General features: G+C 63.6%; 21 protein-coding genes. 10 read left to right on the top strand and 11 right to left on the bottom strand.

The window, feature by feature from the left end; all coding sequences use genetic code 11:
- Nucleotides 1-7: 7 nt before the first annotated feature.
- From MTAI_RS08670 to MTAI_RS08660, 3 genes are read left to right on the top strand one after another with little or no spacing between them, the layout of a single operon-like run.
- On the top strand, nucleotides 8-451 hold the full coding sequence (locus MTAI_RS08670) for an SHOCT-like domain-containing protein (protein WP_027887822.1): 444 nt from the start codon (nucleotides 8-10) through the stop codon (nucleotides 449-451).
- Between the two features lie 17 nt (nucleotides 452-468).
- Nucleotides 469-804 carry a hypothetical protein gene (locus tag MTAI_RS08665; RefSeq protein WP_027887823.1) on the top strand — a complete coding sequence of 112 codons (336 nt, stop codon included), beginning with the start codon at nucleotides 469-471 and terminating at the stop codon, nucleotides 802-804.
- An 18-nt stretch (nucleotides 805-822) separates the two neighbouring features.
- On the top strand, nucleotides 823-1218 hold the full coding sequence (locus tag MTAI_RS08660) for a DUF2089 domain-containing protein (protein ID WP_027887824.1): 396 nt from the start codon (nucleotides 823-825) through the stop codon (nucleotides 1216-1218).
- On the opposite strand, the gene MTAI_RS08655 is transcribed toward MTAI_RS08660, so the two are convergent.
- On the bottom strand, nucleotides 1215-1979 hold the full coding sequence (locus tag MTAI_RS08655) for an enoyl-CoA hydratase/isomerase family protein (protein WP_081698374.1): 765 nt from the start codon (nucleotides 1977-1979) through the stop codon (nucleotides 1215-1217). The two genes, MTAI_RS08660 and MTAI_RS08655, sit on opposite strands and share 4 nt — an antisense overlap.
- A gap of 116 nt (nucleotides 1980-2095) precedes the next feature.
- Between MTAI_RS08655 and infC the strand changes: the two genes are divergently transcribed.
- The 4 genes from infC to MTAI_RS08635 all read left to right on the top strand — a co-directional run bounded on the left by infC (nucleotide 2096) and on the right by MTAI_RS08635 (nucleotide 6318).
- Complete coding sequence (gene infC / locus MTAI_RS08650; RefSeq protein WP_081698375.1) at nucleotides 2096-2653, top strand: translation initiation factor IF-3; 558 nt, start codon at nucleotides 2096-2098, stop codon at nucleotides 2651-2653.
- Nucleotides 2654-2776: 123 nt separating this feature from the next.
- Nucleotides 2777-4897 (top strand): ATP-dependent helicase, encoded by a 2121-nt coding sequence (locus MTAI_RS08645; RefSeq protein ID WP_027887827.1) that lies wholly within the window; start codon nucleotides 2777-2779, stop codon nucleotides 4895-4897.
- Nucleotides 4898-5069: 172 nt separating this feature from the next.
- The gene (locus tag MTAI_RS08640) at nucleotides 5070-5528 is read left to right on the top strand and encodes a hypothetical protein (protein ID WP_027887828.1); all 459 of its coding nucleotides are present in this window, start codon (nucleotides 5070-5072) and stop codon (nucleotides 5526-5528) included.
- Between the two features lie 37 nt (nucleotides 5529-5565).
- On the top strand, nucleotides 5566-6318 hold the full coding sequence (locus MTAI_RS08635; RefSeq protein WP_027887829.1) for a hypothetical protein: 753 nt from the start codon (nucleotides 5566-5568) through the stop codon (nucleotides 6316-6318).
- A 7-nt stretch (nucleotides 6319-6325) separates the two neighbouring features.
- Here the strand turns inward: MTAI_RS08635 and MTAI_RS08630 are convergent, their stop codons facing one another.
- The 6 genes from MTAI_RS08630 to MTAI_RS08605 form a co-directional block, all read right to left on the bottom strand.
- Entirely contained in the window at nucleotides 6326-7045 is a 720-nt protein-coding gene (locus MTAI_RS08630) for a DUF58 domain-containing protein (RefSeq protein WP_027887830.1), read from the bottom strand.
- An 18-nt stretch (nucleotides 7046-7063) separates the two neighbouring features.
- Nucleotides 7064-8263, bottom strand: a complete 1200-nt coding sequence (locus MTAI_RS08625; protein ID WP_027887831.1) for a glycosyltransferase family 4 protein — start codon at nucleotides 8261-8263, stop codon at nucleotides 7064-7066.
- Between the two features lie 31 nt (nucleotides 8264-8294).
- Nucleotides 8295-9461 (bottom strand): polysaccharide deacetylase family protein, encoded by a 1167-nt coding sequence (locus MTAI_RS08620; protein WP_051349814.1) that lies wholly within the window; start codon nucleotides 9459-9461, stop codon nucleotides 8295-8297.
- A 40-nt stretch (nucleotides 9462-9501) separates the two neighbouring features.
- On the bottom strand, nucleotides 9502-10212 hold the full coding sequence (locus MTAI_RS08615; RefSeq protein ID WP_027887833.1) for a glycosyltransferase family 2 protein: 711 nt from the start codon (nucleotides 10210-10212) through the stop codon (nucleotides 9502-9504).
- A gap of 187 nt (nucleotides 10213-10399) precedes the next feature.
- On the bottom strand, nucleotides 10400-13138 hold the full coding sequence (acnA, locus tag MTAI_RS08610) for an aconitate hydratase AcnA (RefSeq protein WP_027887834.1): 2739 nt from the start codon (nucleotides 13136-13138) through the stop codon (nucleotides 10400-10402).
- A 286-nt stretch (nucleotides 13139-13424) separates the two neighbouring features.
- Nucleotides 13425-13634 carry a cation transporter gene (locus MTAI_RS08605; protein WP_027887835.1) on the bottom strand — a complete coding sequence of 70 codons (210 nt, stop codon included), beginning with the start codon at nucleotides 13632-13634 and terminating at the stop codon, nucleotides 13425-13427.
- Between the two features lie 95 nt (nucleotides 13635-13729).
- Here MTAI_RS08605 and MTAI_RS08600 point away from each other — a divergent pair, with 95 nt between their 5' ends.
- On the top strand, nucleotides 13730-15910 hold the full coding sequence (locus MTAI_RS08600) for a VWA domain-containing protein (protein WP_081698376.1): 2181 nt from the start codon (nucleotides 13730-13732) through the stop codon (nucleotides 15908-15910).
- A 77-nt stretch (nucleotides 15911-15987) separates the two neighbouring features.
- Nucleotides 15988-17922, top strand: coding sequence for a S8 family serine peptidase (locus MTAI_RS08595; RefSeq protein WP_027887837.1), 1935 nt, complete (start codon nucleotides 15988-15990; stop codon nucleotides 17920-17922).
- A 48-nt stretch (nucleotides 17923-17970) separates the two neighbouring features.
- Here MTAI_RS08595 and MTAI_RS08590 read toward each other — a convergent pair whose 3' ends face one another.
- The 3 genes from MTAI_RS08590 to MTAI_RS08580 form a co-directional block, all read right to left on the bottom strand.
- Nucleotides 17971-20739 carry an FtsK/SpoIIIE family DNA translocase gene (locus MTAI_RS08590; protein ID WP_027887838.1) on the bottom strand — a complete coding sequence of 923 codons (2769 nt, stop codon included), beginning with the start codon at nucleotides 20737-20739 and terminating at the stop codon, nucleotides 17971-17973.
- Between the two features lie 127 nt (nucleotides 20740-20866).
- Nucleotides 20867-21358: an OmpH/Skp family outer membrane protein gene (locus tag MTAI_RS08585; RefSeq protein WP_027887839.1), complete on the bottom strand. Its 492-nt coding sequence runs from the start codon at nucleotides 21356-21358 to the stop codon at nucleotides 20867-20869.
- A gap of 12 nt (nucleotides 21359-21370) precedes the next feature.
- Nucleotides 21371-21865, bottom strand: coding sequence for an OmpH/Skp family outer membrane protein (locus MTAI_RS08580; RefSeq protein WP_027887840.1), 495 nt, complete (start codon nucleotides 21863-21865; stop codon nucleotides 21371-21373).
- Nucleotides 21866-21990: 125 nt separating this feature from the next.
- On the opposite strand from MTAI_RS08580, the gene MTAI_RS08575 reads away from it, so the two are divergent.
- A complete protein-coding gene (locus MTAI_RS08575) occupies nucleotides 21991-22428 on the top strand; it encodes a hypothetical protein (RefSeq protein ID WP_027887841.1) in 438 nt (145 codons plus the stop codon).
- A gap of 48 nt (nucleotides 22429-22476) precedes the next feature.
- On the opposite strand, the gene pheA is transcribed toward MTAI_RS08575, so the two are convergent.
- Nucleotides 22477-23319 (bottom strand): prephenate dehydratase, encoded by an 843-nt coding sequence (gene pheA / locus MTAI_RS08570; protein ID WP_027887842.1) that lies wholly within the window; start codon nucleotides 23317-23319, stop codon nucleotides 22477-22479.
- Between the last annotated feature and the right edge of the window lie 2 nt (nucleotides 23320-23321).

Here is a 23321-nt window from a genome sequence, read left to right as displayed (position 1 = left end):
GCCTGGTATGGAAGACAAGAAGCGCATTATGGATATGGTCAAGGAGGGCAAAATTACCGTCGAGGAGGCCATTCGCCTGCTGGAAGCGATGGACTCGGGCGCGCCCAAAACCGCGTCCTTGGGTTCCGGCTACGCCTACGCCGCGGTCGCGGCCCCCCCACCCCCCAAAGGCATCGCCAAGATGATCCGTATTGTGGTGGACGGTGAAGAGGTCAAGGTCAAGGTCAACATCCCGGCGGCCCTTGCCAAGTTTGCCGCCAACTTCATTCCCCCCGAGGCCAAGCAGCAGTTAAGTGCCCAGGGCATCGATATTGCCGGCATCCTGGACATGCTCAAAGGTGAGCTGCCCGAGGGGCGCTTGCTGGATGTGGAGATCAGCGATGTGGGCAAGGTGGGCGACGGCGAAGTTAGGATGACCGGCCCCATGCGGGTCTTGATGGAGGTGGTTTGAGGGTGGCCTCGCATACAATGCCCGCGGTGTCCAAGGCCGCCCTGTCACCCTCTGGCTCGAGGTTGCACCTCTTTCGCCCCCGGTTTGTGTATCTATGGGTGCGGCTGTGGGCGGTTCCCATCCCCATTGTCCTGTTCGCGCCGCTGGTGGTGCTCGAGTTTTTCCTGCTGCTAAGCACCCGTATCCTTGGCAAAGCCCAAGCCCCAGACCCCCAGGTGGAAGCGGCCCTGCGCGGCCAGATCGGGGAACTGCGCAGGATGCCGCCCTTTGTTCTGCTGGAGGTGGAGGTGCGCCCCAGGGCCTTTGAGGCCAGGGCCCCTCGGCAGGTCTATGTCAAGATGGGCCTTTGGTAAATCCAACCTGGAGTCCTCATGAGACCTTTCCCCATGCCCACCCAATGCCCGGTAGAAGGCTGCCACGGGCATCTGCACGTGACCGGGCTGGTCTGCCCCGCCTGTCGCACCGAGATCCGGGGTGAGTTCCAGCCCAACGAGTTTGCCCTGCTGCCCCCGGAGCACCTCGAGTTTTTGCGCCTTTACATCAAGGTGCGGGGCAACCTCAAGGAAGTGGAACGCATTCTGGGGCTTTCCTACCCCACCGTCCGGGCCCGCTTCGAGGCCCTGCTCAGGGTGCTGGGCTACGAGTACCAGGAAGCGCCCGAAGGCCCCAGCCCCCAGGAGAAGGAGGCCATCCTGGATGCCTTGGAAAAAGGCCAGATCAGCGCTGCCGAGGCCGCCGAGCAGTTGAGGGCTCTAAAAAGGCGCTAAAAACGGGGCGGGCGCTTCTCGAAGAAAGCCGCGATGCCCTCGGCTAAGTCGCCGGTCTCGCGCACCCAGGCGTTGGCCAGGGCGGCCAACCGGAAGCCGTCCTCGAGGCCCATACCGGGCAGGGCGTGGAGCAGCTCTTTGGTCAGCTTGAGCGAGGTCGGGGCGTTGGCGCTCACCTCCTGTGCCAGGGCCAGGGCTTCGTCCAGCACCTGCTCGGGCGGCACCACCCGGTTGACCAGGCCCATCCGGTAGGCTTCCGGGGCGGTGATGAGCTTACCGGTCAAGAGCAGCTCCTTGGCGTGTTTTTCCCCCACGTTGCGCACCAGGATCACCCCCACCAGGGCGGCCACAAAGCCGATCTTCACCTCGGTGTAGCCCAGCTGGGCCTGCTCGCTCATGATGGCGAGGTCGCAGGCCGTGGCCAGCCCGGCCCCGCCGGCCACCGCCGGGCCGTTGATGGCGGCGATGGTGGGCTTGGGGAAGGTGTAGACCCGGTGGAACAGCCGCATCAGCTCGAGGGAGTGGGCGTAGTTGGCCTCGGCCCCCGCGGTGGTCACGTTCTTAAGGAACTCCAGATCGGCCCCGGCGCTGAAGGCCGGGCCGGCCCCGGTGAGCACCACGGCCCGGATGGCCGGATCCTGCGCGGCGGCCTCGAGCGCGGCCAGCAGGTCTTGCACCAGGGCGGGGGAGAGCGGGTTGCGCCTGTGGGGGTCGTTCAGGGTGAGGAGCCGGATATGTTGGCGGTCGGTTGTGATGATCATGGTGCCCTTATGCTATCGCCTCCTTGTAAAGCATTGCCGCTCGACCCGCTTTTTGTGTACACTCGAGGGAGTAGGCAACTCAGCTTAGTCGGTTTGTTGCTTGCGGAGGTGAAGTTATAACCAGAGACGTTCCAGTAAATGAGCGGATTCGGGTGCGCCAGGTTCGCCTGATTGACGAAAACGGTACGCAGATCGGGGTGGTGGACACCCGTGATGCCCTGCGCCTGGCTAAAGAGCGTGAGTACGACCTGGTCTTGGTCTCGCCCAACTCGGTTCCACCGGTGGCAAGGCTGCTCGACTACGGCAAGTGGCGCTACGAGCAGCAGCAGGCCGAGAAGGAGGCCCGCAAGAAGGCCAAGCGTACCGAGCTCAAGAGCATGAAGCTGCGCCCCAAAATTGAAACCCACGACTACAACACCAAACTCAGCCACATTCGACGCTTCCTCGAGGAGGGGCACAAGGTGAAGGTGACCATCATGTTCCGCGGTCGCGAGATGGCCCACCAGGAACTCGGTTACAAGCTCCTCGAGCGGGTGGCTAAAGATCTGGAAGGCGTGGGTTTTGTGGAGATGCGCCCGGAGATGCTGGGGCGGGACATGAACATGGTGATGGCCCCCGGCTCCAAGCCTTCAGCCCCGGTGGCGCCTTCCGGCTCATCTGCCAATTCCGCATAAAACCCACCCCCTGTGTCCGGGGCTGTGCCCAGAGCGCGGCCCCGGCTTTCGATGCCGCGAGCGCTGTGCCGCTTGAGCTTTGAACCCCTCTAGGCGGGCGAGGTGATAGACTTCTAAAGCCTTATGTCCGACCTACTTTCCTCGCTCAACCCCTCCCAACGGGAGGCCGTTTTGCATTTTGAAGGCCCAGCCCTGGTGGTGGCGGGGGCCGGTTCAGGTAAGACCCGCACGGTGGTGCACCGTATTGCCTACCTGTTGCGCGAGCGCCGCGTTTATCCAGCTGAAATACTGGCTGTAACCTTTACCAACAAAGCCGCCGGTGAGATGAAGGAGCGGCTGGAAAAAATGGTGGGGCGCTCTGCCCGGGATCTCTGGGTTACCACTTTTCACGCAGCGGCGGTGCGAATCTTGCGCACTTATGGTGAATATGTGGGGCTCAAGCCGGGTTTTGTCATCTACGACGAGGATGACCAAAACACCCTGTTGAAGGAGGTTTTGAAAGAACTCGAGCTCGAGGCCAAGCCGGGCCCCTTCCGGTCTATGATCGACCGCATCAAGAACCGGGGGGCTGGCCTGGCGGAGTATATGCGCGAAGCCCCCGATTTTATCGGCGGCGTGCCCCGGGATGTGGCCGCCGAGGTTTACCGCAGGTACCAGAACAGCCTACGGATGCAAGGAGCCCTGGACTTCAACGACCTGCTGCTACTAACCATCGAGCTTTTTGAGCAACACCCCGAGGTTTTACACAAGGTGCAGCAGCGGGCCCGCTTTATTCATGTGGATGAGTACCAGGACACCAACCCGGTGCAGTACAGACTCACCCGCCTGCTGGCCGGTGAACGGCCCAACCTGATGGTGGTGGGCGACCCCGACCAGAGCATTTATGGTTTCCGAAACGCCGATATCAACAACATCCTCGACTTTACCAAAGACTATCCGGGAGCCAGGGTGATTCGCCTGGAGGAAAACTACCGCTCGAGCAGCAGTATTCTCCGGGTAGCCAACGCGGTCATCGAGAAAAACGCCCTGCGCCTGGAAAAGGTACTGCGTCCGACCAAGCCGGGGGGAGAGCCGGTGCGCCTGTACCGCGCCCCCAACGCCCGCGAAGAGGCCGCCTTTGTGGCCCGGGAGATTGTGAAGCTAGGAGGCTATCAGCAAGTTGCGGTGCTTTATCGAACCAACGCCCAGTCCCGCCTGCTGGAAGAACACCTGCGGCGGGCCAATGTGCCTGTGCGCCTGGTGGGGGCGGTGGGGTTTTTTGAGCGGCGGGAGATCAAAGATCTGCTGGCCTACGGGCGCGTGGCGGTGAATCCGGACGACTCGATCAACCTGCGCCGCATCGTCAATACGCCGCCCCGCGGCATTGGGGCAACCACGGTAGCCAGGCTGGTTGAACATGCTCAGAAGACCGGCATCACGGTTTTTGAGGCTTTTCGTGCAGCCGAGCAGGTGATTAGCCGGCCCCAGCAGGTACAGGCCTTTGTGCGCTTGCTGGACGAGCTGATGGAGGCTGCTTTTGAGTCTGGCCCTACGGCTTTTTTCCAGCGGGTGTTGGAACAGACGGGCTTCCGTGAGGCCCTAAAGCAAGAACCGGACGGTGAAGACCGCCTGCAAAACGTGGAAGAACTTCTGCGGGCTGCGCAAGACTGGGAGGAAGAGGAGGGCGGCAGCCTTGCAGACTTCCTCGACTCGGTGGCCCTTACCGCCAAAGCTGAGGAGCCGCAGGGCGATGCCCCGGTAGAGGCTGTTACCCTTATGACCCTGCACAACGCCAAGGGCCTCGAGTTTCCCACGGTATTTTTGGTGGGCCTGGAAGAAAACCTGCTGCCCCACCGCAACAGCCTGCACCGGCTGGAAGACCTAGAGGAGGAAAGGCGCCTGTTTTATGTGGGTATCACCCGGGCCCAGGAACGGCTCTACCTGTCCTATGCCGAAGAACGGGAGACCTACGGCAAGCGCGAGTATACCCGCCCAAGCCGTTTTTTGCAGGATATCCCCCAAGACCTGCTCAAGGAAGTGGGGGCCTTTGGCGATGGCGAGACGCGGGTGCTCTCACAGGCCCGCCCCGAGCCCAAGCCCAGAACCCAGCCAGCCGAGTTCAAGGGTGGAGAAAAGGTCAAACACCCCAAGTTTGGCAGTGGGACGGTGGTGGCTGCAATGGGTGGAGAGGTTACGGTGATGTTTCCTGGGGTGGGCTTGAAGAGGCTGGCGGTTAAGTTTGCTGGCCTCGAGCGGCTCGAGTGATTAATCCGGATGCAAAAAGATGGTCATCCCAGGTAAAGACCTTCAGGGGCTATCTTTTGGCATCCTAGCGCACGCCCTTCCAAGGGGCGGTATCGCCCTATAACTTCGGTCGGGTTGGTTTGCCGCCAGCGCTTCCTTGCGCAGGTGGCATCTAGCGGAGTAGGGTAGGGGCATGGTCAGGTATATTCGCCGCCTTGGGGTGGTGCTGGTCTTGTTGTCGGGCCTGGCTCTGGCTGGAGGGGCCGATCTTGGTTTTTCTGTGCGCAACGGTTCCAACGGCAATTTCATGGGGCATCTGGGGTTTTACCTGGACGGTTTTCCCATCGATTTTCGCTCGCAGCTGGTGATCGGTGCGCCTGGGGGCCTTTACCTGAGCGGCGAGGCGGTCTATGTGCTGCCGGTTTTCTTGTTGGTGCGGCCTTACCTGGCTGGTGGGTTGGCGCTGGGCATTACCGGCTACACGGCGCAAAACGAACTGCGCCTGCGCCTGGGTGAGCGCTTCTATGCCGTATTCTCTGTGGGGGTTCAGTTTCCCGATCGGGGCTACCGTCCCTACCTCGAGGTCAGCCAAATTGTAGGCTCGGAGAACTTTCAGCGCTTTACGGTGGGCTTTATTGTAGAAGACTTTTGAGGCCGGATGGGCTGGGGGCGTTGTAGATTAGGGGGCGATGCGCGCCCAAGACTACACCGCAACCCGCCCGCTGGTGGTTTTCCATCCGGGTCATAGCCGCTGGTTTGAGCCGCTCCTGGCGGCCTCGCTGCACCATAACCTGCCCTTGTTTGTGTATCCCAGCCAGCCCGGAATCCACCTCGAGGCCGCCCTGGCCGGCCTCCTGCCCTTAGGCTTCCGGGGTGCGGTGCTGGAAGACCCCGGCCTGCAGGCCCTGGCCCTGGATATGCTGCAGCACCTCGAGCCCGAGGCCATCCAGGCCCGACGGGTTGACCTGGTGCTGCCCGAGCTGACCGGGGTTCGTGGGTTTTACCTCGAGCCCATTGCGCTGGCCAACCTGATTCGCCGTTATGCTTTTGGGGACAAAGCCCTCTGGTTGGGCCCGGTGCGTGCTGAGCTGGCCCAGGGCTTGCGCGGCCTGAGCAAAGTCTCGGTGCTGAGCCGAAGCTTTCCAGAAGGTGAAAGTTTTCTGGAGCTGCTGCCGCCTTCGCAACGCGGGGTTGTGGCGGTGGCCGAGGTTCAGGCTGCCGTGGTGGCCCGTCAGGCCGACCTGATTGTGTACGCGGGTGGCAGCCTGCAGCTATCCCTGCTTCAGCCTTACCACCGGGTGATTGCCCTCAGGCCCCTACCCACCGAAGCCCTGCGCCTGGTTGGGGAGTATCTGCCCCCGGACGAGTTCCAAAAGTTTCATCTGGCCGCCCTGCTGGAGGCCCTGGGCTACGCTTTACCACCGGAGGCCTTTGCGGTGTAGTTCCACATCAGCGTTCCTCTAGAACACCCTGCCGTACCAGGCCCGGCACAATCGGTTCGCCCACGCGCAGCAGCGCATAGCTGCCCAGGCGGCGGGCGGTGGTTTTGAGGCGTAGCAGGTGCTGGGCCAGGGCTGCCTGATAGGCCGGTATCTCGGCCTGCCCTACCTCCAGCCGCTGCCCTACTTCCACATCCTGCAACAAGGCCTCGGCAAAGCTGGGCGATACCTCCTCGGGGGCCAGAACCTGCACCAGCACCACCCGCTGGAGTTTCTGCAGCAGGCGCGACCAGTCCAGCTCATCCAGACCATCGGTTATCAGCACCGTGACCCCTTTAGGCCGGGGCAGCGCCAGCAACGCCGAAGGGCCTGGCTCGACCCAGCTCAACCGGCCCTGGTAGCGCCCCCCGCCCCACAAAAAAGCACCTTCTGGCCTGGCTAGCTCCAACAAGATGCGCGCTGCCCGCTCGGCATAGGCTTGTTTGCCGTGTAGCAGCATGCTTCTGGAACCATCCAGAAAGAATGTAAACCGGGCAGGGGCCTCAGCCTGGAAGATGCGGGTATACAGCCGCCCGGTGCGGGCAAAGGCGCGCCAGTCTATAAAGCGGGGTTCGTCGCCCTGGGCGTAGCCGCGCAGCTCGTAGAACTCGAGGCCCCGTCCGGCTACGGCCTGGGTGCGCTCGCCGGCCAAGGGCTGGGTGGGGCGGGCGCGGATGCGGTAACGGGTCACGGGCTCGAGTAGATGGGTTTAGCGGGGGCTGCCCAGGCTGCTCTGGGGCAGACGGGGGAAGGGGATTTTGAGGCGGCGCGGTTCGATCTCCACCAGGCGGGTGGCCTCGTCGTAGATGGCTACAATTTGCTCGGCCACGCGCCGGGCGGTGCGCTGGTCGGCAAACTTACGGGCTCCTTCGCTGAAACGCTGGCGGAGCTGTTCATTCTGAAGAAGCTCGAGGGCCCGCTCGGCCATGGCCCGATAGTCGCCAGGCTGCACCAGGTAACCGCTGCTGCCCACCTCGACCCCCTGCAAAGTGCCCTCGGCGCCCACCGCCACCACCGGCACACCCACTGCCTGGGCCTCCCAGAGCACCAGGCCCTGGGTTTCGGTCTCGCTGGCAAACAGGAACAGCTCGGCCATGCGGTAATACCCGCCGATTTTCTCGTAGGGCACCGGCCCCACAAAGGTGACATGCTCAGATAAGCCCAGCCCCCGGGCCAGCCTCTCCAGCTCATCCCGCTCGGGCCCCATACCCACCAGGGCTAGATGGGCATCCAATTCCTTACGAATTTCGGCCAGGGCGCGGATGACCACATCCACACTTTTTTCCTTCCCCAGGCGGCCCACGTGCAGCAGGCGTCGCTTGCCGCTGGGCCAGGGTGAGACCGGGTCGGGGGCCGCCTGCAAAATGTCGGTATCGATGCCAGTGGGAATTACCCTAATCTCGCGTTCTATGGCGTAGCTTTCGGCCAGCTGCTTGACCGGGTTGGTAGGGGCGATCACCACATCGGCCCGGTTGTAGAAAGCCTGGCAGACTTTCTGCATGATGCCCACGTACTTGTCGAGGGTAGCGACACCGGGGATGTAGTGGGCGTATTTTTCTAGATGGGTGTGGAAGGTGGAGACGTGGGGCAGGCGGTGGCGGTAGGCCAGCCGTGCGCCCCAGATGCCGATAAATAGCGGTGTGTGGGTGTGGAAAATCTCGAACTCGGTGGGGAGCAGGCGGCTGCTGGGCATGGCCAGCCGCTGGTTTTCGAAAAAGGGGTAGGGCACACTGGGCACCCGCACCACCCATTCTTCACGGGGGTCGGCCTCCGGCATCTCAGGGGCCAGCACCCAGGCCTCGTGGCCCATGCGACGCAACTCGCGTTTGAGCAGGTAAACGCTGGTGGCCACTCCATTGGGCCCAGGCAGGTAGGTGTCGGTGAACAGGCCGATGCGATAAAGACGCACGGGTATATGTTAGCACAGCCTGTAATTGCCACTACTGAGGGTTCTCCGGGGCCTTGGCTTTCTTGAGCCACCGGGCCAGGAATTCCTCCCGAGGGATATACCCCAGCAGGGCTGAAGGCAGCGAGCGCTTGGGCAGCTCACCTCGATAGAGCCACAAAAACCACGCGCTGGCTGCGCCGCTAATCAGTCGTTGCAGGAAAGTAACTGGGGCCAGATGAAACCCAAACACCCGCAGCCCTGCAGCGGCCTGGGAAATGCCCCATATACCTCTAATTTCCGGATTGGACTGCACATATTCGGCCAGCAGCGTGAAAGCCTTGCGCCCCTCGCGCAAAAGCTGTATCTGGGTCATGGCAGGGGTGCGTACCGAGTCGAGGTGCACCTCGAGGCTGGGGTCGCCCTTTTGCAAGCCGGGCTGGCTGGGGCCAGGAAAGGCACAGGGGCCTACCGCTAGATAATCGAAGGGCCCCAGCCCCAGCCGCTCTACTTTGTTCTTGATGAAGTATCGTTCGTGCCCGCCCTGGCTGGCCCGCATGAGCCCCTCGCGCCAGGTGAGCGGCCGGGCCTCGAGCTCATCGAGCCGCACCGGTTGATAGCCGAGTTCTTTTAGCCTGGGCAGAATTTCATCCAGGATTGCCAGGGTCTGTGGAAAGCGGTCGTTGTCGTGCAATAGCACAATGGAACCGGGTTTACACCACACCAGAATGCGCCGGGCCAGGGCCTGGGGGTCTTGCTTTGTCCAGTCCTTGGACTCCACGTCCCACAGGGCTACCTGTTTGCCGGCGGCCTTAGCCAGCCAGCGGGTAAAGGGGGTATGAATGCCGTGGGGTGGCCGGTAGAACCGACCCGGTATAGCCCGAATCTGGCGGGCCTCCTGCCAGGGCCACAGCAGGAAGGCCGGGCGGTGTACCTGGCCGTGGGACTCCACCTGGTGGCCTTCGGCCCGGATCTTTTCCAGAAGGTCGGGGTGTTTTTGGGCCTGGCTACCCAGCACAAAAAAGGTGGCTTTCACACCGTGTTTTCGCAGGCGCTCGAGGATGGCCTCGGTGTGGGCACCGGGTCCATCGTCGAAGGTGAGGGCCATTTGGGGGTTGCTTCGGCGACCCCAGGCAATTGAACCCACGCCCATCCAGCGGTAGACCAGGTCGGCCCCCAGATAAAGGGCCAGCAGCAGCAAGAACAGGACGACCACTTCCACAACGGCCTCACTTTAGCGGATGTGATGACACTCCAAGGGGTTATTGTCGCTCGCGGTCTGCGTAGTAGTCGGGGCCGTAGTCCTGCGGAGCCCCTCGCAGGCGGGCCCAGATATTCTTGAGGTGCACTCCGTACATCTTCCAGCGCCCTTTGTTCAGGCGGCGGCCCGAGGTGAGCACCTTGGCCTTGGGCGTGTAAACGATCTTGCCGCGTTGTTTAAGCTTGAGCATCAGCCGCAGATCCTCGCCGAAGGGTACGTCGTAGCCGCCCACCTCGAGGGCCACCTGCCGGCGCACCGCGTGGTTGCCCCCGGCGGTGTTGGGCTGGCCTAGCTTAGCCATGATGCTCAAAAACAGCGGATAGCCGTAGCGCGAGAGCAGCCGGTCGAACAGGGGCCCATCGAAAAACTCGAGCGGGCCGTAGGTCTCCACCACTTCTGGGTCGCTAAAGGCCTCCTGGATGGCGGCAATCCAGCCGGGTTCTACCCTGCAGTCGGCATCGGTGGCGGCCACCACCTCCCCGCTGGCGGCCTCGAGGCCGGTCTGGCGGGCTATGTGCAGGCCGGGTTTGGGCTGGTAGATCACCCGCACCCCCAGGCTGCGCCCGATCTCGCCGGTGCGGTCGGTGGAGCCGTTGTCCACCAGGATCACCTCGTACGGGGCCGGCTCCTGCCTTAAGATGGACTCCAGGCACGCCCCAATCATCTCTTCTTCGTTGCGGGCCGGTACCACCACGCTGACGGTAGGTTTCATCTATTCTCCGGGATGGCAGCGACTTTTCGGGAGTTGGAGCTAATGCTTATGAACTCCCCTTTAGTCACGTGGCCAAAGCAGCAGGTTTATGTTAGCACAGCCCTACCCTCTGCGAAGGGCCTTGTCAAGAGCAAGAACATGGTGGCGGAGCAGCAGCCTTCCGCCACCAGGAAACTCGCCCAGGCTTTTATGCCTTGGTCTTCTCGGCCAGCATGTTCTTCAGCACCGTCTGCAAAATCCCACCGTTTTTGTAGTAGTCCACCTCTACCAAAGTGTCGATGCGGGCCTTTACCTGGAAGCTCACCTGGCTGCCGTCGGCGCGGGTGGCCACCACGGTGAGCTCCTTGCCGGGGGTGATGTCCTCGAGGCCCAGAATATCGTAGACCTCGTAGCCGGTGAGGCCCAGGCTGGCCGCGCTCTGGCCGGGCATGAACTGCAGGGGCAGGACGCCCATGCCCACCAGGTTGCTGCGGTGGATGCGCTCAAAGCTCTGGGCAATTACGGCCTTCACGCCCAGCAGGTAGGTGCCCTTGGCGGCCCAGTCGCGGCTGCTACCGTTGCCGTACTCAATACCGCCGATCACGATCAGGGGCGTGCCCTCGGCTTTGTACTGCATGGCCGCGTCGTAGACGAACATCTCTTCGCCGGTACCGGGCTCGGCCCCGCGCTCGGACTTGGGCAGCTTCTTGGTGTAGGGGCCCTCTTTGCCGTCCAGCATCAGGTTGCGGATGCGGATGTTGGCGAAGGTGCCGCGCATCATCACCTCGTGGTTGCCGCGGCGGGAGCCGTAGCTGTTGAAGTCGGCGGGTTCGACCCCGTGGCCCATCAGGTAGCGGGCGGCGGGGGAGTTCTTGGCGATGTTGCCGGCGGGTGAGATGTGGTCGGTGGTGATGGAGTCGCCTAAGAGCAGCAGCACCCGCGCCCCTTTGATATCGCCGATCTCGCGGGTCTGGTTCAGGTTCTCGAAGAAGGGCGGGTTCTGGATGTAGGTGCTGTTGGGATCAAACTGATAAAGCTGGCCGGTGGGGGCCGGCAGGGCCTTCCAGCGCTCGTCGCCCTCGAAGACGGTGGCGTACTGGCGGCGGAACATCTCGGCGTCCAGGGTTTGGTGCACGGCCTGGCGGATCTCCTCCTGGCTGGGCCAGATGTCTTTTAGGTAGATGGCCTTGCCGTTGGGATCGTAGCCGATGGGTTCGCTGGTGAAGTCGATATCGATGCGGCCTGCGATGGCGTAGGCCACCACCAGCATGGGGCTGGCGAGGTAATTCGCCTTGACATCGGGGTTAACCCGGCCCTCGAAGTTGCGGTTGCCCGAGAGCACCGCGGCCACCACCAGGTCGCCCTCCTTCACCGCCTTGGAGATGTCCTCGGGCAGCGGCCCGGAGTTGCCGATGCAGGTGGTGCAGCCGTAGCCCACGGTGTGGAAGCGCAGGGCCTCGAGGAAGGGGGTGAGGCCGGCGGCGTCCAGATACTCGGTGACCACCTTGGAGCCCGGGGCCAGGCTGCTCTTGACCCAGGGCTGGGTGTCGAGGCCGGCCTCTACCGCTTTTTTGGCCAGCAGGCCCGCGCCCAGCATCACGCTGGGGTTGGAGGTGTTGGTGCAGCTGGTGATGGCGGCAATCACCACCGAGCCGTGCCGGAGGTCGAACTCCTCGAGGCCCCGCTTGACCGTTACCTTGGCGTCTAGCTTGTCGGGGCTAAGGCCAAAGCCGCGCTCCTTGGGGTCTTTGGTGAGGTGCTCGAGGAAGCTCTTCTTCACCTCGCCCAGGTTCACCCGATCCTGCGGGCGCTTGGGGCCGGCCAGGGCAGGCACCACGGTGGAGAGATCGAGCTCGAGGTACTCGCTGTACACCGGCGCGGCGTCGTCGGTGCGCCACAGGCCGGTGGCCTTGGCGTACTTCTCCACCAGGTCTACCTGCTCCTCCGAACGCCCGGTGAGGCGCAGGTAGGCCAGGGTCTCCTCGTCGATGGGGAAGTAGCCCATGGTGGCGCCGTACTCGGGGGCCATGTTGGCGATGGTGGCGCGGTCGGCCAGCGGCAGTTTGGACACCCCAGGGCCGTAGAACTCCACAAACTTACCCACCGCGCCGTGCTTGCGGATCATCTCGGTCACGCGCAGCACCAGGTCGGTGGCAGTGGCCCCCTCGGGCAGCTCGCCGGTCAGTTTGAAGCCGATGACCTTGGGGGCCAGCATGTAGTAGGGCTGGCCCAGCATCACCGCCTCGGCCTCGATGCCGCCCACGCCCCAGCCCAGCACGCCCAGGCCGTTGATCATGGTGGTGTGGGAGTCGGTGCCCACCAAAGAGTCGGGGAAGGCATAGATCCGCCCATCTTCGCCTTTCTGGGTCATCACCACCGAGGCCAGGTACTCGAGGTTCACCTGGTGCACAATCCCCGTGCCGGGGGGCACCGCGCGGAAGTTTTTGAGGGCGTTCTGGCCCCATTTGATCAGGCGGTAGCGCTCCTCGTTGCGCTTGTACTCGAGCTCCACGTTCTGGGCAAAGGCATAGGCGGTGCCGAAGAAGTCCACCTGCACGCTGTGGTCAATCACCAGATCCACCGGTACGGTGGGGTTGATGATCTCCGGGTTGCCCCCGGCCTTGGCCACCGCGTCGCGCATGGCGGCCAGATCCACCACTGCCGGCACCCCGGTGAAGTCTTGCAGGATGACCCGGGCCAGCATCAGCGGCACGTTGACCTCGCCGGGGTCGGGCTGCCAGCCCGCCAGGGCCAGGACGTCGTCTTTGGTAATTTTGTACTCGTCGTGGTTGCGCAGGAGGCTTTCCAGCATCACCCGGATGCTGAAGGGCAGCCTGGACACCGGTGCGATGCCCTGGCGCTCGAGCTCCATGATGTCGAAGTAATGCACCTCACCCATCCTGGTGGAGAGGCTCTTGCGGGTTTTGAAGTCGTCTCGGTAGGCCATAGGTTCTCCTTTGCTGTAAGGTGTCTAGTGCTTCAGGCACGAAACCAAAGCTATTCAACCAACAACGAACCGCCAGATCCGGCTGGCTTTACTCCTTTACCAAGTCCCAATAGTTTACTCCACTGGACTGGGGAGCAAATGAACATTGGGAAACGGAGTGGTTCCGCTTGAGTTGTGGGGCTGGTTTCGCTGCCTGGGCGGGTGCGCCCTGCCTCAGACATCCTTATGTTACAGCAGGAAGCCCTTACTGCAAATAAGTGTCGGTTGCAATAGAGGCGCTTTCCACCTACAGCATCCCGGCCAGGAAGCCCTGTTCGCGCACCGCCCGGATCAGATCCATTACGGTGAGCTGCTGCGGGTCGTACTCGACCTCGAGCTGTCCCTTATCAACCGATTGTACGTTTCGTACACCTTCCAGTCTCTTGATGGCACCTGAGACTTTAGCAACCTGTTCGGGCTGTTCCATGCCCCGCACGCCCAGCAACACTCTGTTCATACCCAGATTTTAATCAGAACCGTACCCATCGGCAGGTTTACTTTTCTGCGGCCACGGTTGCTTTTTCATGCCACCCGATACTCGATAATACGGTCATGTTGGTGGGGCTTCGGGCCGCCGTCATCGGTTTGCTGCTCCTGGCCTTCTGGGGGCCCAGCCTGCCTTTGCAGCCGGTTCAAACCGTGGTTCTGCTGGATCAGAGCCCCTCGGCACGGGAGGCGGTCTGGCAGGTTGCGCCCCAGCTTCAGTTGCCCGGAGCTAAGTACGTGGCTTTTGCCAGTGGGGCTGTCCAGGTGGCCGGCCCGACGGCCCGGAGGTTGGATCTGGGCGAGGGCACCCGCCTGGGCGAAGCCCTGGAGAAAGCGCGAGAGCTGCAAGCGGATCGGATTGTGCTGGTATCGGATGGGCTGTTTCAGGATAGGGCAGAGCCCCTTGGCATACCCATCTACAGCCTTTACCAGCCGCCCAGCCCCAATCTTTCGCTTGTTCTGACCGGGCCAGCGCTTCCAGCCAAGGGTGAGACCATCGAGGTGCGGGCTGTGCTGGAGTCGACCGCGGCGGTGCGGGCCCGGCTCACCTTCAACGGGCCGGCTGGCCTTGTGGAGCGGGTGCTGCAGCTCGAGCCCGGCCGCAGCAGTCTGGGGTATCGCTTCCGGCTGGATGGGCCTGCGGTGGTGACGGCGCGGGTCGAAAGCGCCCTGGGGGTGGAACAGACCCGCCTCGAGCTGAGCCCTGCGGACTCGACGCGGGTCTGGGTGCTGGGGGATGCGGCCCTGGCCCGTTACCTGCGGGCCCAGGGCTTTAGCGTGGAGGAACGGCAGGGGATCACCCTGCCCATCCGGGCCGAGGTGGTGGCCCTGGGGGTGGGGGTGCAGGATCTATCGGCAGCCGAGCTGGATGCTTTGCAGAGCTTTTTGCACCAGGGCGGGAGCCTGCTTTGGACGGCAACCCCTCGAGGCCTGTTCTTTGGCGGCTGGGAGCGCACCAGCCTGGCCGATAGCCTGCCGGTGGAACCGGTGGAGGAGCCGGGCGGGGTGGGAATTGTGTTGGTGCTGGATGTCTCGGGCAGCATGCTCGAGGATGACAAGCTGGGGCTGGCGGTGGTGGGTTCGCTCGAGCTCATCCGCTCGGCCCGCCCCCAGGACTACATCGGGGTGGTGGTTTTTTCCGACCGCCCGCGCTGGCTGTTTCGCCCCCGGCCCATGACCGAACAGGGCCGCAAGGAGGCCGAGAGCCTCCTGCTCTCCACCCGGGCGGGGGGCGGCACCATGCTCCGCCGGGCCTACCTGGAGGCCCTGGAGGCGCTGGAGCCGCTCCCAACCGAGTCCAAACAGGTGATAACCCTCACCGATGGGCTGGCCGCCGATGCAACCCCCGACCTGCTGGATGCGGCCCGCGAGGTCAGTCCCAGGATCAAGACCAGCACCGTGGCCATCGGTGCCGATGCCGACCGTCAGTTCTTGCGCGATCTGGCCCAGGCCGGCGGGGGTACCTTTTGGGATGTGCCCCGCGCACAGGATCTGCCCCGGTTCTTTCTGGAGGAAGCCCAGCGGGCCTTCCGGCGCGAGGCTCTGGAGGGCCGCTTCCCGGTGGCCGTGCGCCCCCATCCCATCACCCGCGCCCTCAACCCCCCGCCCCTCTCGGTGATTCTCCCGGCCAAAACCAAGCCCTGGGCCCAGACCCTGCTCAGTTCCGGCGAGGACACCGTGCTGGCGGTGGGGGAGAGCGGGCGGGGCCGGGTGGCCGCCCTCACCACCGATCTCTCGCGCTCCTGGCAAAGCTGGCAGGGCACCCCTGCGCTGCTGGGCGAACTCCTGCGCTGGCTTTCGCAGACCCCCGCGCGGCCCCGGGTGCAGGCCGTGCGCGAGCCAGAGGGGGTGCGCGTAACCCTGGAGGGCCAGTTCGAACGGCCCCGCCTGCGCGCGGCGGGCCAGGAGCAGTCCATGGCCCCGGTCGGGCCGCTGCGTTTTGAGGCCTGGCTGCCCCGAGAAGCCGTGGGAGAGGCCGTGGTATTCGAAAACGAGCAGCCGCGCTTGCGCTTGCAGCTTCCTAGCCTGCCCGAATGGCGTCTGGAAGATGGACGGGAAAACCTGCGCCGCCTCTCGGAGCTAAGCGGGGGCCGGCTTTTAGCCGATGCCTCCGAGTTGCAAGAACTTGTGAGCCGCAAAGCTTACAGCCTGCAATGGCCCTTGATCGCGCTGGCGGTGATGTTGTTTTTGCTGGAGCGCTACCTCGAGCGACGGGGCATCTCAGCACGTGGGAAATGGCTGGCTTAACACCTCGTAACTATGCGAGGCGGTAATTTGGTTCAGTCCAGCTTGACTTCTAATGCACCAGCGCTAGTGTGTGGAAGATGCGGCGGTGTTCTGCTTTGATGCTTACGGCGGCCCTGTTGGTGGGTTGTGCCGCGACCCCTGTGACCAGCCAGACCATTCCCAAAGAGGTGGTGCTGGAGGGGCTCGAGGGCAGCCTGACCTTGCCGGTGGGTTCCAACGTGGCCTGGAAGATCGAAAACCACAGCACCTGGTTGAGCGTGGCCCCGGAGGCCGGCATCGGCCCAAAAGTTGTGAAAATTCGAGCTGAGTTCGCCGAGGAGGTTCCAAACCAGCCCGAGCACACCGCTAGCCTCCGTCTTACGGGCGATGTGGAGGCCGAGGTGCTGGTTCGGCTGCCTTTGGTGAGGGTTGTGGGTGGGGTGGCGGACTCGAGCCTGGCCGCTGCCTCGGTGGGTGCGGCCCCCCTGGTCTCCCAGCCATTGCACCGCCAGAGTGCTCCGGTTCCCAGCACCGCCGGCAATGAAATTCTGGTTAAGTACCGCACCGACCTGCGCACAGCCGTTCTGCCGCAGGGCAGCCGGGTTCTATCCCACGACCGCATCAGCCGCATCACCAAGCTGCGGGCCGCCAATCCAGAAGCCCTGCTGCAACGCCTGCGTCTCGACCCCAGCGTGGAGTGGGCCGAAATTAACGGTACGGTAACGGCCCAGGGCGAGCCCACCGACCAGTTTTATCCCAAGCAGTGGCACCTGCGGGCCACCGGGGCGCGCTTTACCTACCAGCAAACCTATCCGATACCCATTACCGTAGCGGTGGTGGATACCGGGGTGCGCTACGACCACCCCGATCTGGCCGGGCGCTTGTGGCAGCCTGGCGAGGGGGCTTACGATTTTGTGGGCGATGCCGCACCGCCTGCCAACCCCGCCGACCCCTACGACCCCTGCGGCGAGCCTGCGCCGGGCACCTCGGGCGACGACGACCCCACCGATCCCTGTGACCTCAGTGGGGCCACCGGTGGAAGCCACGGCACCCATGTGACCGGCCTCATTGTGGCAAACAGCGGGCTGTTTGCGCCGCCCTGCCCCAACTGCTCGGCCTCGGGGGTGGTGGGGATGGCCTACAACGCCCCCATCAAGGTGCTGCCCTTGCGGGTACTGGATTCGGGCGGTAGCGGTACGTTTGAGAAGGTGGCCCTGGCGGTGCGCTATGCAGCGGGCATCCCGGTGGAGCTGGGCGGTCGGTTGCTGCAGAACCCGCACCCCGCGCAGGTGATTAACCTCTCGCTGGGGTCAATCAGCTACTCCAACGCGATGTGCGAGGCGGTGGCCGATGCGGTGGCTCGAGGGGTGCTGGTGGTGGCAGCAGCGGGCAATTTCCAGAGCCGCAGTCCAGGGGCGCTGGTCTATCCAGCGGCCTGCCCTGGGGCCATCTCGGTCGCGGCCACCGATATGTACAACCAGGTGGTGTACTACAGTCAGCAGAACGGTGAGGTGGACATTGCTGCGCCGGGCGGCAACACTGCCCAGCCGGGGGGCGGTGTGCTCTCCACCACCTGGAATTACCAAACCAACCTGCCCAACTACACCTTCTACATGGGCACCTCCCAGGCCACCCCCCAGGTGGCGGCGGCGCTGGCCATGGCGCTGTCCAGTGGCCGGGCCAGCACTGCCACAGAAGCCTGGAACCTGATCCGCTCGAGCGCCACCGACCTCGGCGCGCCGGGCCGGGACAATGCCTACGGGCATGGCCTGCTCAACCTGCCGGCGGCCTTTGGCTGGACGCTGCCCAGGGGCGGGTTTCTGGTAAGCCTCAGCGGCCCCATCGCCCGGCAGGTGCCCGTGGTTGATGGGCGCTTCGAGACTTTTTTGGTGCCGGGGCGCTACACCATGGTAGTCTGCCGCGACGACTCGGGTAACAGCTTGTGCGATGGCGGCGAGCCTAAAGTGGAGCGCCAGGTACAGGTGAGCGGCGGGAATACCCTCGACCTGGGGACGATCCAGGTAGGGCCCTGAACACTCGCAGACAGTGGCTTGGCTGAATTGCCTCGAGCGTTGCTTCGGCTATTCTCCGCCGAAGTATTCTGGTAGCTGGTCGCGGGTAATCAGCACATCACGGGGTTTGCTGCCCTGGTGCGGCCCCACGATGCCCATGGCCTCGAGCGCGTCCACCAGCTTGCCGGCCCGGGCATGCCCCACCGAGAGGCGGCGCTGGAGCCGGCTGACCGAGGCGTAGCCCTCCTCGATCACAATCTCGGCGGCTTTTTTGAGCAGGGGATCGCCAAAATCAATCTCGCCTGCGTCGGTGCCGCCGCCCCCGCCCAGGTTCAGGGGGCCCTCAAAGTCGGGGCCGTACTGGGCCACAAAGGCGTCTTCGAAGCTCTGTTCGCGCAAGAACCCGGCGATGCGGTGCACCTCGGTTTCCGAGAGAAAGGGGCCCTGCAGACGCACCGGCTTGGGCAGGCCCGGCTGGTGGAAGAGCATATCGCCCTGCCCCACCAGCCGCTCGGCCCCGTAGGTGTCCAGGATGGTGCGCGAGTCGAAGCCCGAGGAGACCGCAAAGGCCATGCGGGCCGGGATGTTGACCTTGATGAGCGAGGTCAGGATGTCCACCGAGGGGCGCTGGGTGGCCAGGATCAGGTGCATGCCGGTGGCCCGGGCCATCTGGGCCAGGCGCAAGATGGCCTGCTCGACCTCTTTAGGGGCGGTGATCATCAGGTCGGCCAGCTCGTCGATCACGATCACCAGGTAGGGCAATGTGGCCTCGCCGGCGGCCCGCATTTTCTGGTTGAACTGCTCGAGGTTGCGCGCCCCCACCTGGCTCATCATCTTGTAGCGCCGTTCCATGTGGGCCACCGCGCCCAGCAGAACCCCGGCCGCGTCGGCAGGGTTGGTTACCACCGGTCGCACCAGGTGGGGGATGCCCTCGTAGGGGGTGAGCTCCACCATCTTGGGGTCAATCATCAGGAAGCGCAGCTCGGTGGGCAGGTATTTGAAGAGCAGGCTGGCGATGAGGGTGTTGACCGCCACCGACTTGCCCGAGCCGGTGGAGCCGGCAATCAGCAGGTGGGGCATTTTGGCCAGGTCGCGCACCCAGACCTCGCCGTCGATGCTTTTGCCCAGCACCAGGGGCAGGGTGTCTTTGCTGCGGGTGAAGGCGCTGGACTGGACGGCCTCGCTGTAGCGCACCAGTTCGCGCTCGGTGTTGGGCACCTCGAGGCCGATCACGCTCTTGCCGGGGATGGGGGCCTCGATGCGCACCGAGCCGGCGGCCAGGGCCAGGGCCAGGTCGTTGTGCAGGTTCTGTACCCGGCTGATTTTTTCGCCGGGGGCGGGCTCGAGCTCGTACCGGGTAACCGTAGGCCCGCGCGACCAGCTCACCACCCGGGCCTCCACCCCGTGGTGCTTGAGGGTGTTGTTGATGAGCTCAACCTGCCGCTGGGTGATGAGTTCCAGGGCCTTGGGGTCGTAGCGTGGTGGTTCGGGCGGGTCGAGCAGGTCGAAGCCGGGCAGCTCCAGGGCGGTGGTGCTTCGAGTGATAACCGGAGGTGTGGGGGTGGCTTTGACCAGGCTGGGCTTGGGGCTTTCCTGTGCGGGTTTGCTAGCAGATACCACCTTATCGGGTTCGGGGAAGACCAGGTCGAAGTCGAAAGGGGGCTCGCTGGGGGGTTTGGTGGTTGCTACAGCAAAGGCGGGCGGTTCAGCTTGCAAACCCTTTTCCAGCAGGGCCCGCATCCCCGCGGGGTGGGCCTCCAAGGGCGCAGACTCCACCCACTCGGCCCAGCGCAGCCAGCCATCCACCCGCTGCTCGAGGTCGAGCAACAACGCCTCGCTTTCCTGCCAGGCGGCCAGGCGGCTGTGGTGTTCCTCCAGAGCGCTGAGCAGGGCTTGGGTGGTGATGGAGGGAACCAGCGCGCGCGCTGCGGCCTGGCCCTGGCGGGTCAGGGTCTGGGCCTTGGTGAGTAGCGCGCCGACCTCCAGCACCAGAGCGGCGCGGCGTTCCTCAAGGGCCTGGGCCAGGCCCTCGCCCTTGAGCGGCGCGGCCAGGGCGGCGGCCAGGCGTTCGAGTCGCACTGGAAGGGGTCGCGCTTCCGCGGCCAGCCTGCTCGCCAGTTCCTTGATGCGCTCGGTCTTGAAGTCGTCCAGTAGCTTAGCCAGCCCCTCGATGGTCTCCTGATCCCGTGGTGTGCGCCTGAAGGCCTCGAGGTCTTGCTGCAAGGCACGCAAAGCTTTGTGCTCGGGGTAGCGTTCCGATAAGGCCCGAACCTCCCCCAGCAGGCGCTGGGCGGCCTGCGCGAGGCGATAGGCATGGCGCAGCCGCACGCCTGCCAGAATGACCCGGCGCAGACCTTTGCTCAAAAGAAAACCCGGCCGCTGGCGCAGGGCTAGATCGGCCACGAAACTAAGGGCCAGCAGGGGAATGAGCAGACCAAAATTGCCCAGACCGCCCACCAGCAAGGTGTGCAGGTTGTTGCCCAGCAGCCCTCCATAAGGCTTGGCGAGGTGGGCTACCAGGGGTAAGGTGAGCAGACCCCCTGCGAAGAGCAGGGCGGTGCCGCGCACCAAAGGGCCCAGGGGCCGATCCAGCAGCAGCCATATGCCCAGTAGGGCAACCGTCGGTGGAACCAGCCAGGCCAGGTATCCCAGGTTGCCCCAGAACAGGGCCTGAATACCGCTGCCCAGTTGCCCGGCCAGGTTGGAGCCAAAATAAATGGCGGCGCTCAGGAGGGCGGCGATGCCTAGTATCAGAATAGCAAAGGCCTCGAGGTCGCGCTTGCGCTCAGTGGGATTGGCCTTGCTGGCTTTGTCAGCTTTGGATTTGCCCTTCGCCATCGCTTACGATTGTAACATACTTAGCAAATGCCAAAGGCTTGCGTGCCAGACGTTAAATCTTGCCAGGTTGGTATAAAGCCGCGAGCCACAGGCTGTCGAAAAGTGCCTGTGGCTCGCGATGGTTGGCTTACTTGGGTAGGGCTTTGATTACCGCATCGGTGATCTCGAGTTCGTCGGCAGCATAAACCACCAGACCGCTGGTGGCAGCTACTTTTTTGTCCAGAATTATGGCGAAACCCTGCTGCTGAGCGACCCGCGCGATCACCTGATCAATCTCCTCAGTGATGGGTTTGAGCGCGGCGTTGGCCCGGTCGCTCCACTTTTTGCCCGCTTCTTGCAGGCTCTGGGCCAGCACCCGGTAGTCCTGCTGATCTTTGGCGGTGGCATTGCCGGCCCGCAGTTTGGCCTCGAGGGGTTGGAGCTGATCGCGTATGGGTTTTAGCTCGCGCTCGGCCTGGTTACGGATATCCTGCACCTTTTTGAAGTCCTTGTGCGCCTGCACCACCTTTTCGGCGTCCACATAACCGATGCGGGTGGGTACGGTGCGGTTTTGTGCGATGAGCGAACCGCCCAAAAGCAAGCTTAGCAACACTGCAACAAACAACCAGTTTTTGCTCATAGTCTTTCTCCACTACTTATTAGGTAAGGCCTGCACGATGGCTGGGGTAAGGTCGAGCCCCTGTGCAGCATAAACCACCAGGCCGCTGCTGGCCGCCACTTCCTGATCCAAAACCATGGCAAAGCCCTGCTCCTTGGCCACCCGGCTCACAATTTTGTCGATGTCTTGGGTGATGGGCTGCAGCACGCTGTTTTGCTGCTCAGCCCACTTTTGGCTGGCGGCCTGTAGGTTCTGAACCAGGGTGCGGTAGGTTTGCTGTTCCTGTGTGGTGGCGTTGCCCGCGCGGATTTTGTTCTCCAAAGACTGTAGCTCAGCTTGTAGGGGGTTGAGCTCTGCTTCCGCCCTGGCCTGAACCTCCCTGACCTTGGCAAACTGGGGGTGGGCTTCCACCACAGCCCGCGCGTTGAGGTAGCCAATCTTGTCGGCTGTGGGTTGGGTTTGTGCCCCCAGCAGGCCGCTCAATAGCAGGCCAGCCAGGGTGAGCACAAACAGCGGGAATCGCTTCATATCGGCCATACTGTAAGGGTATGGCCTTAGCGTAGCGTGAGAGCAAGCCCCCTGGTCATTTAGGCCGGCCTGGGCTATGGTATCGCCTGCGAGGTCTCTGACCTCAAAAACAGGAGGTGCATACCATGAAACGACTACCCTTGCTGCTTGCCATGGTTTTGCTGGCTTTTGCTTCCACGGGACTGGCCCAGCGCTCTTTCCAGCTGCGCATCTCGGTGCCCTCGCCCACGTTGGGGTTTGGCCTCGAGGCCAGCCTGCAGCGCGACCTGGTGGCCCTGATCTATGGTGATGTGATTTTCCAGGGGCCGGGCTTCCTGATTGGGGGTGAGGTGCTCTTCAAACCCGACCTGGGCCAGTTCGACCGTGACCTGCGGGGCCTCAAGCCCTATTTTGGTGGCGGGCTGGGCCTGCGGCTGCCCAACGCCAACTTTGCCCTCACCCTGGACGCCGGGCTCGAGTTCGCCCTCGACCGCGACACGGGGCTGTTTATTGGCGGCCAGAGCGTTTTCCCCTTCAATAGCTCGCCCTATGGCCGGGTGTTGTTTGGTGCCACCTTCCGCTAGCCCCAATGCTTTACCCAGGCAAAGCGCCCTGACTGCGGGGCGCTTGTTTTATGGTTCCCTGAGCAGGCCCCAGCTTGTAACGGCGGGGTAGGAGCCCAGCACTTTGACAAAAGAAGCCCTGCGCAGCAAGGTTAGCAAGGCCTGGGAGGGGCCAGGATCTTCGGCGTGGCCCTCAAAGTCGGCGTAGAAGATGGGGGAGAAGGGGCGGTCGGGGTCGCGGCGGGGGCGAGACTCGAGCTTGGTCAGATTAATCCCCTGGTCGGCAAAAGCCTGCAAAGCAGCCAGCAGCTCGCCGGGCCGGTGGCGGGTGGTGAAGACCACCGAGGTTTTGTAAGGCCCCTCGCGGCGGGGGAAGTCTTCACGTGAGAGTACAAAAAAGCGCGTGTAGTTGCCGATGAAGTCCTGAATGCCCTCGGCGATGACCGCCAGGCCGTAGCGTTCGGCGGCGCGGCGGCTGGCGATGGCGGCCAGACCGGGCTGGGGGTGTTCGGCCAGCTCGCGGGCGGCCCCGGCGGTGTCGTAGACCGGTTCGGCCTCGAGCTTGTACCGGGCGATGAAGCCGTCGCACTGGGCCAGACCCTGGGGGTGGCTCTTGACTTTACGAATATCCTCCAGCCGGGTTCCGGGCGGGGCCAGCAGGCAGTGGTCTACCTTCAGCACCAGTTCGCCGACCACGTGCAGGTCGGTCTCGAGGAGCAGGTCGTAGGTTTGGTTGATGATGCCAGCGGTGGTGTTCTCAACCGGTACCACCCCCAGGTCTACCTCGCAGTTGGTTACCGCTGCAAATACTTGATGAAATGTGGGCAGGCCGATGGTCTCAGCATTTGGAAAGGCTTTGAGTGAGGCTTCTTCGCTATAGGCACCCTCGGTTCCCTGAAAAGCGATCCGCATAA

The sequence above is a fragment of the Meiothermus taiwanensis WR-220 genome (genome assembly GCF_003568585.1).
GTDB lineage: Bacteria > Deinococcota > Deinococci > Deinococcales > Thermaceae > Meiothermus > Meiothermus taiwanensis.
The sequence above is the reverse complement of the archived record's forward strand: the minus strand, read 5'-3'. Positions and strand labels throughout refer to the sequence as shown.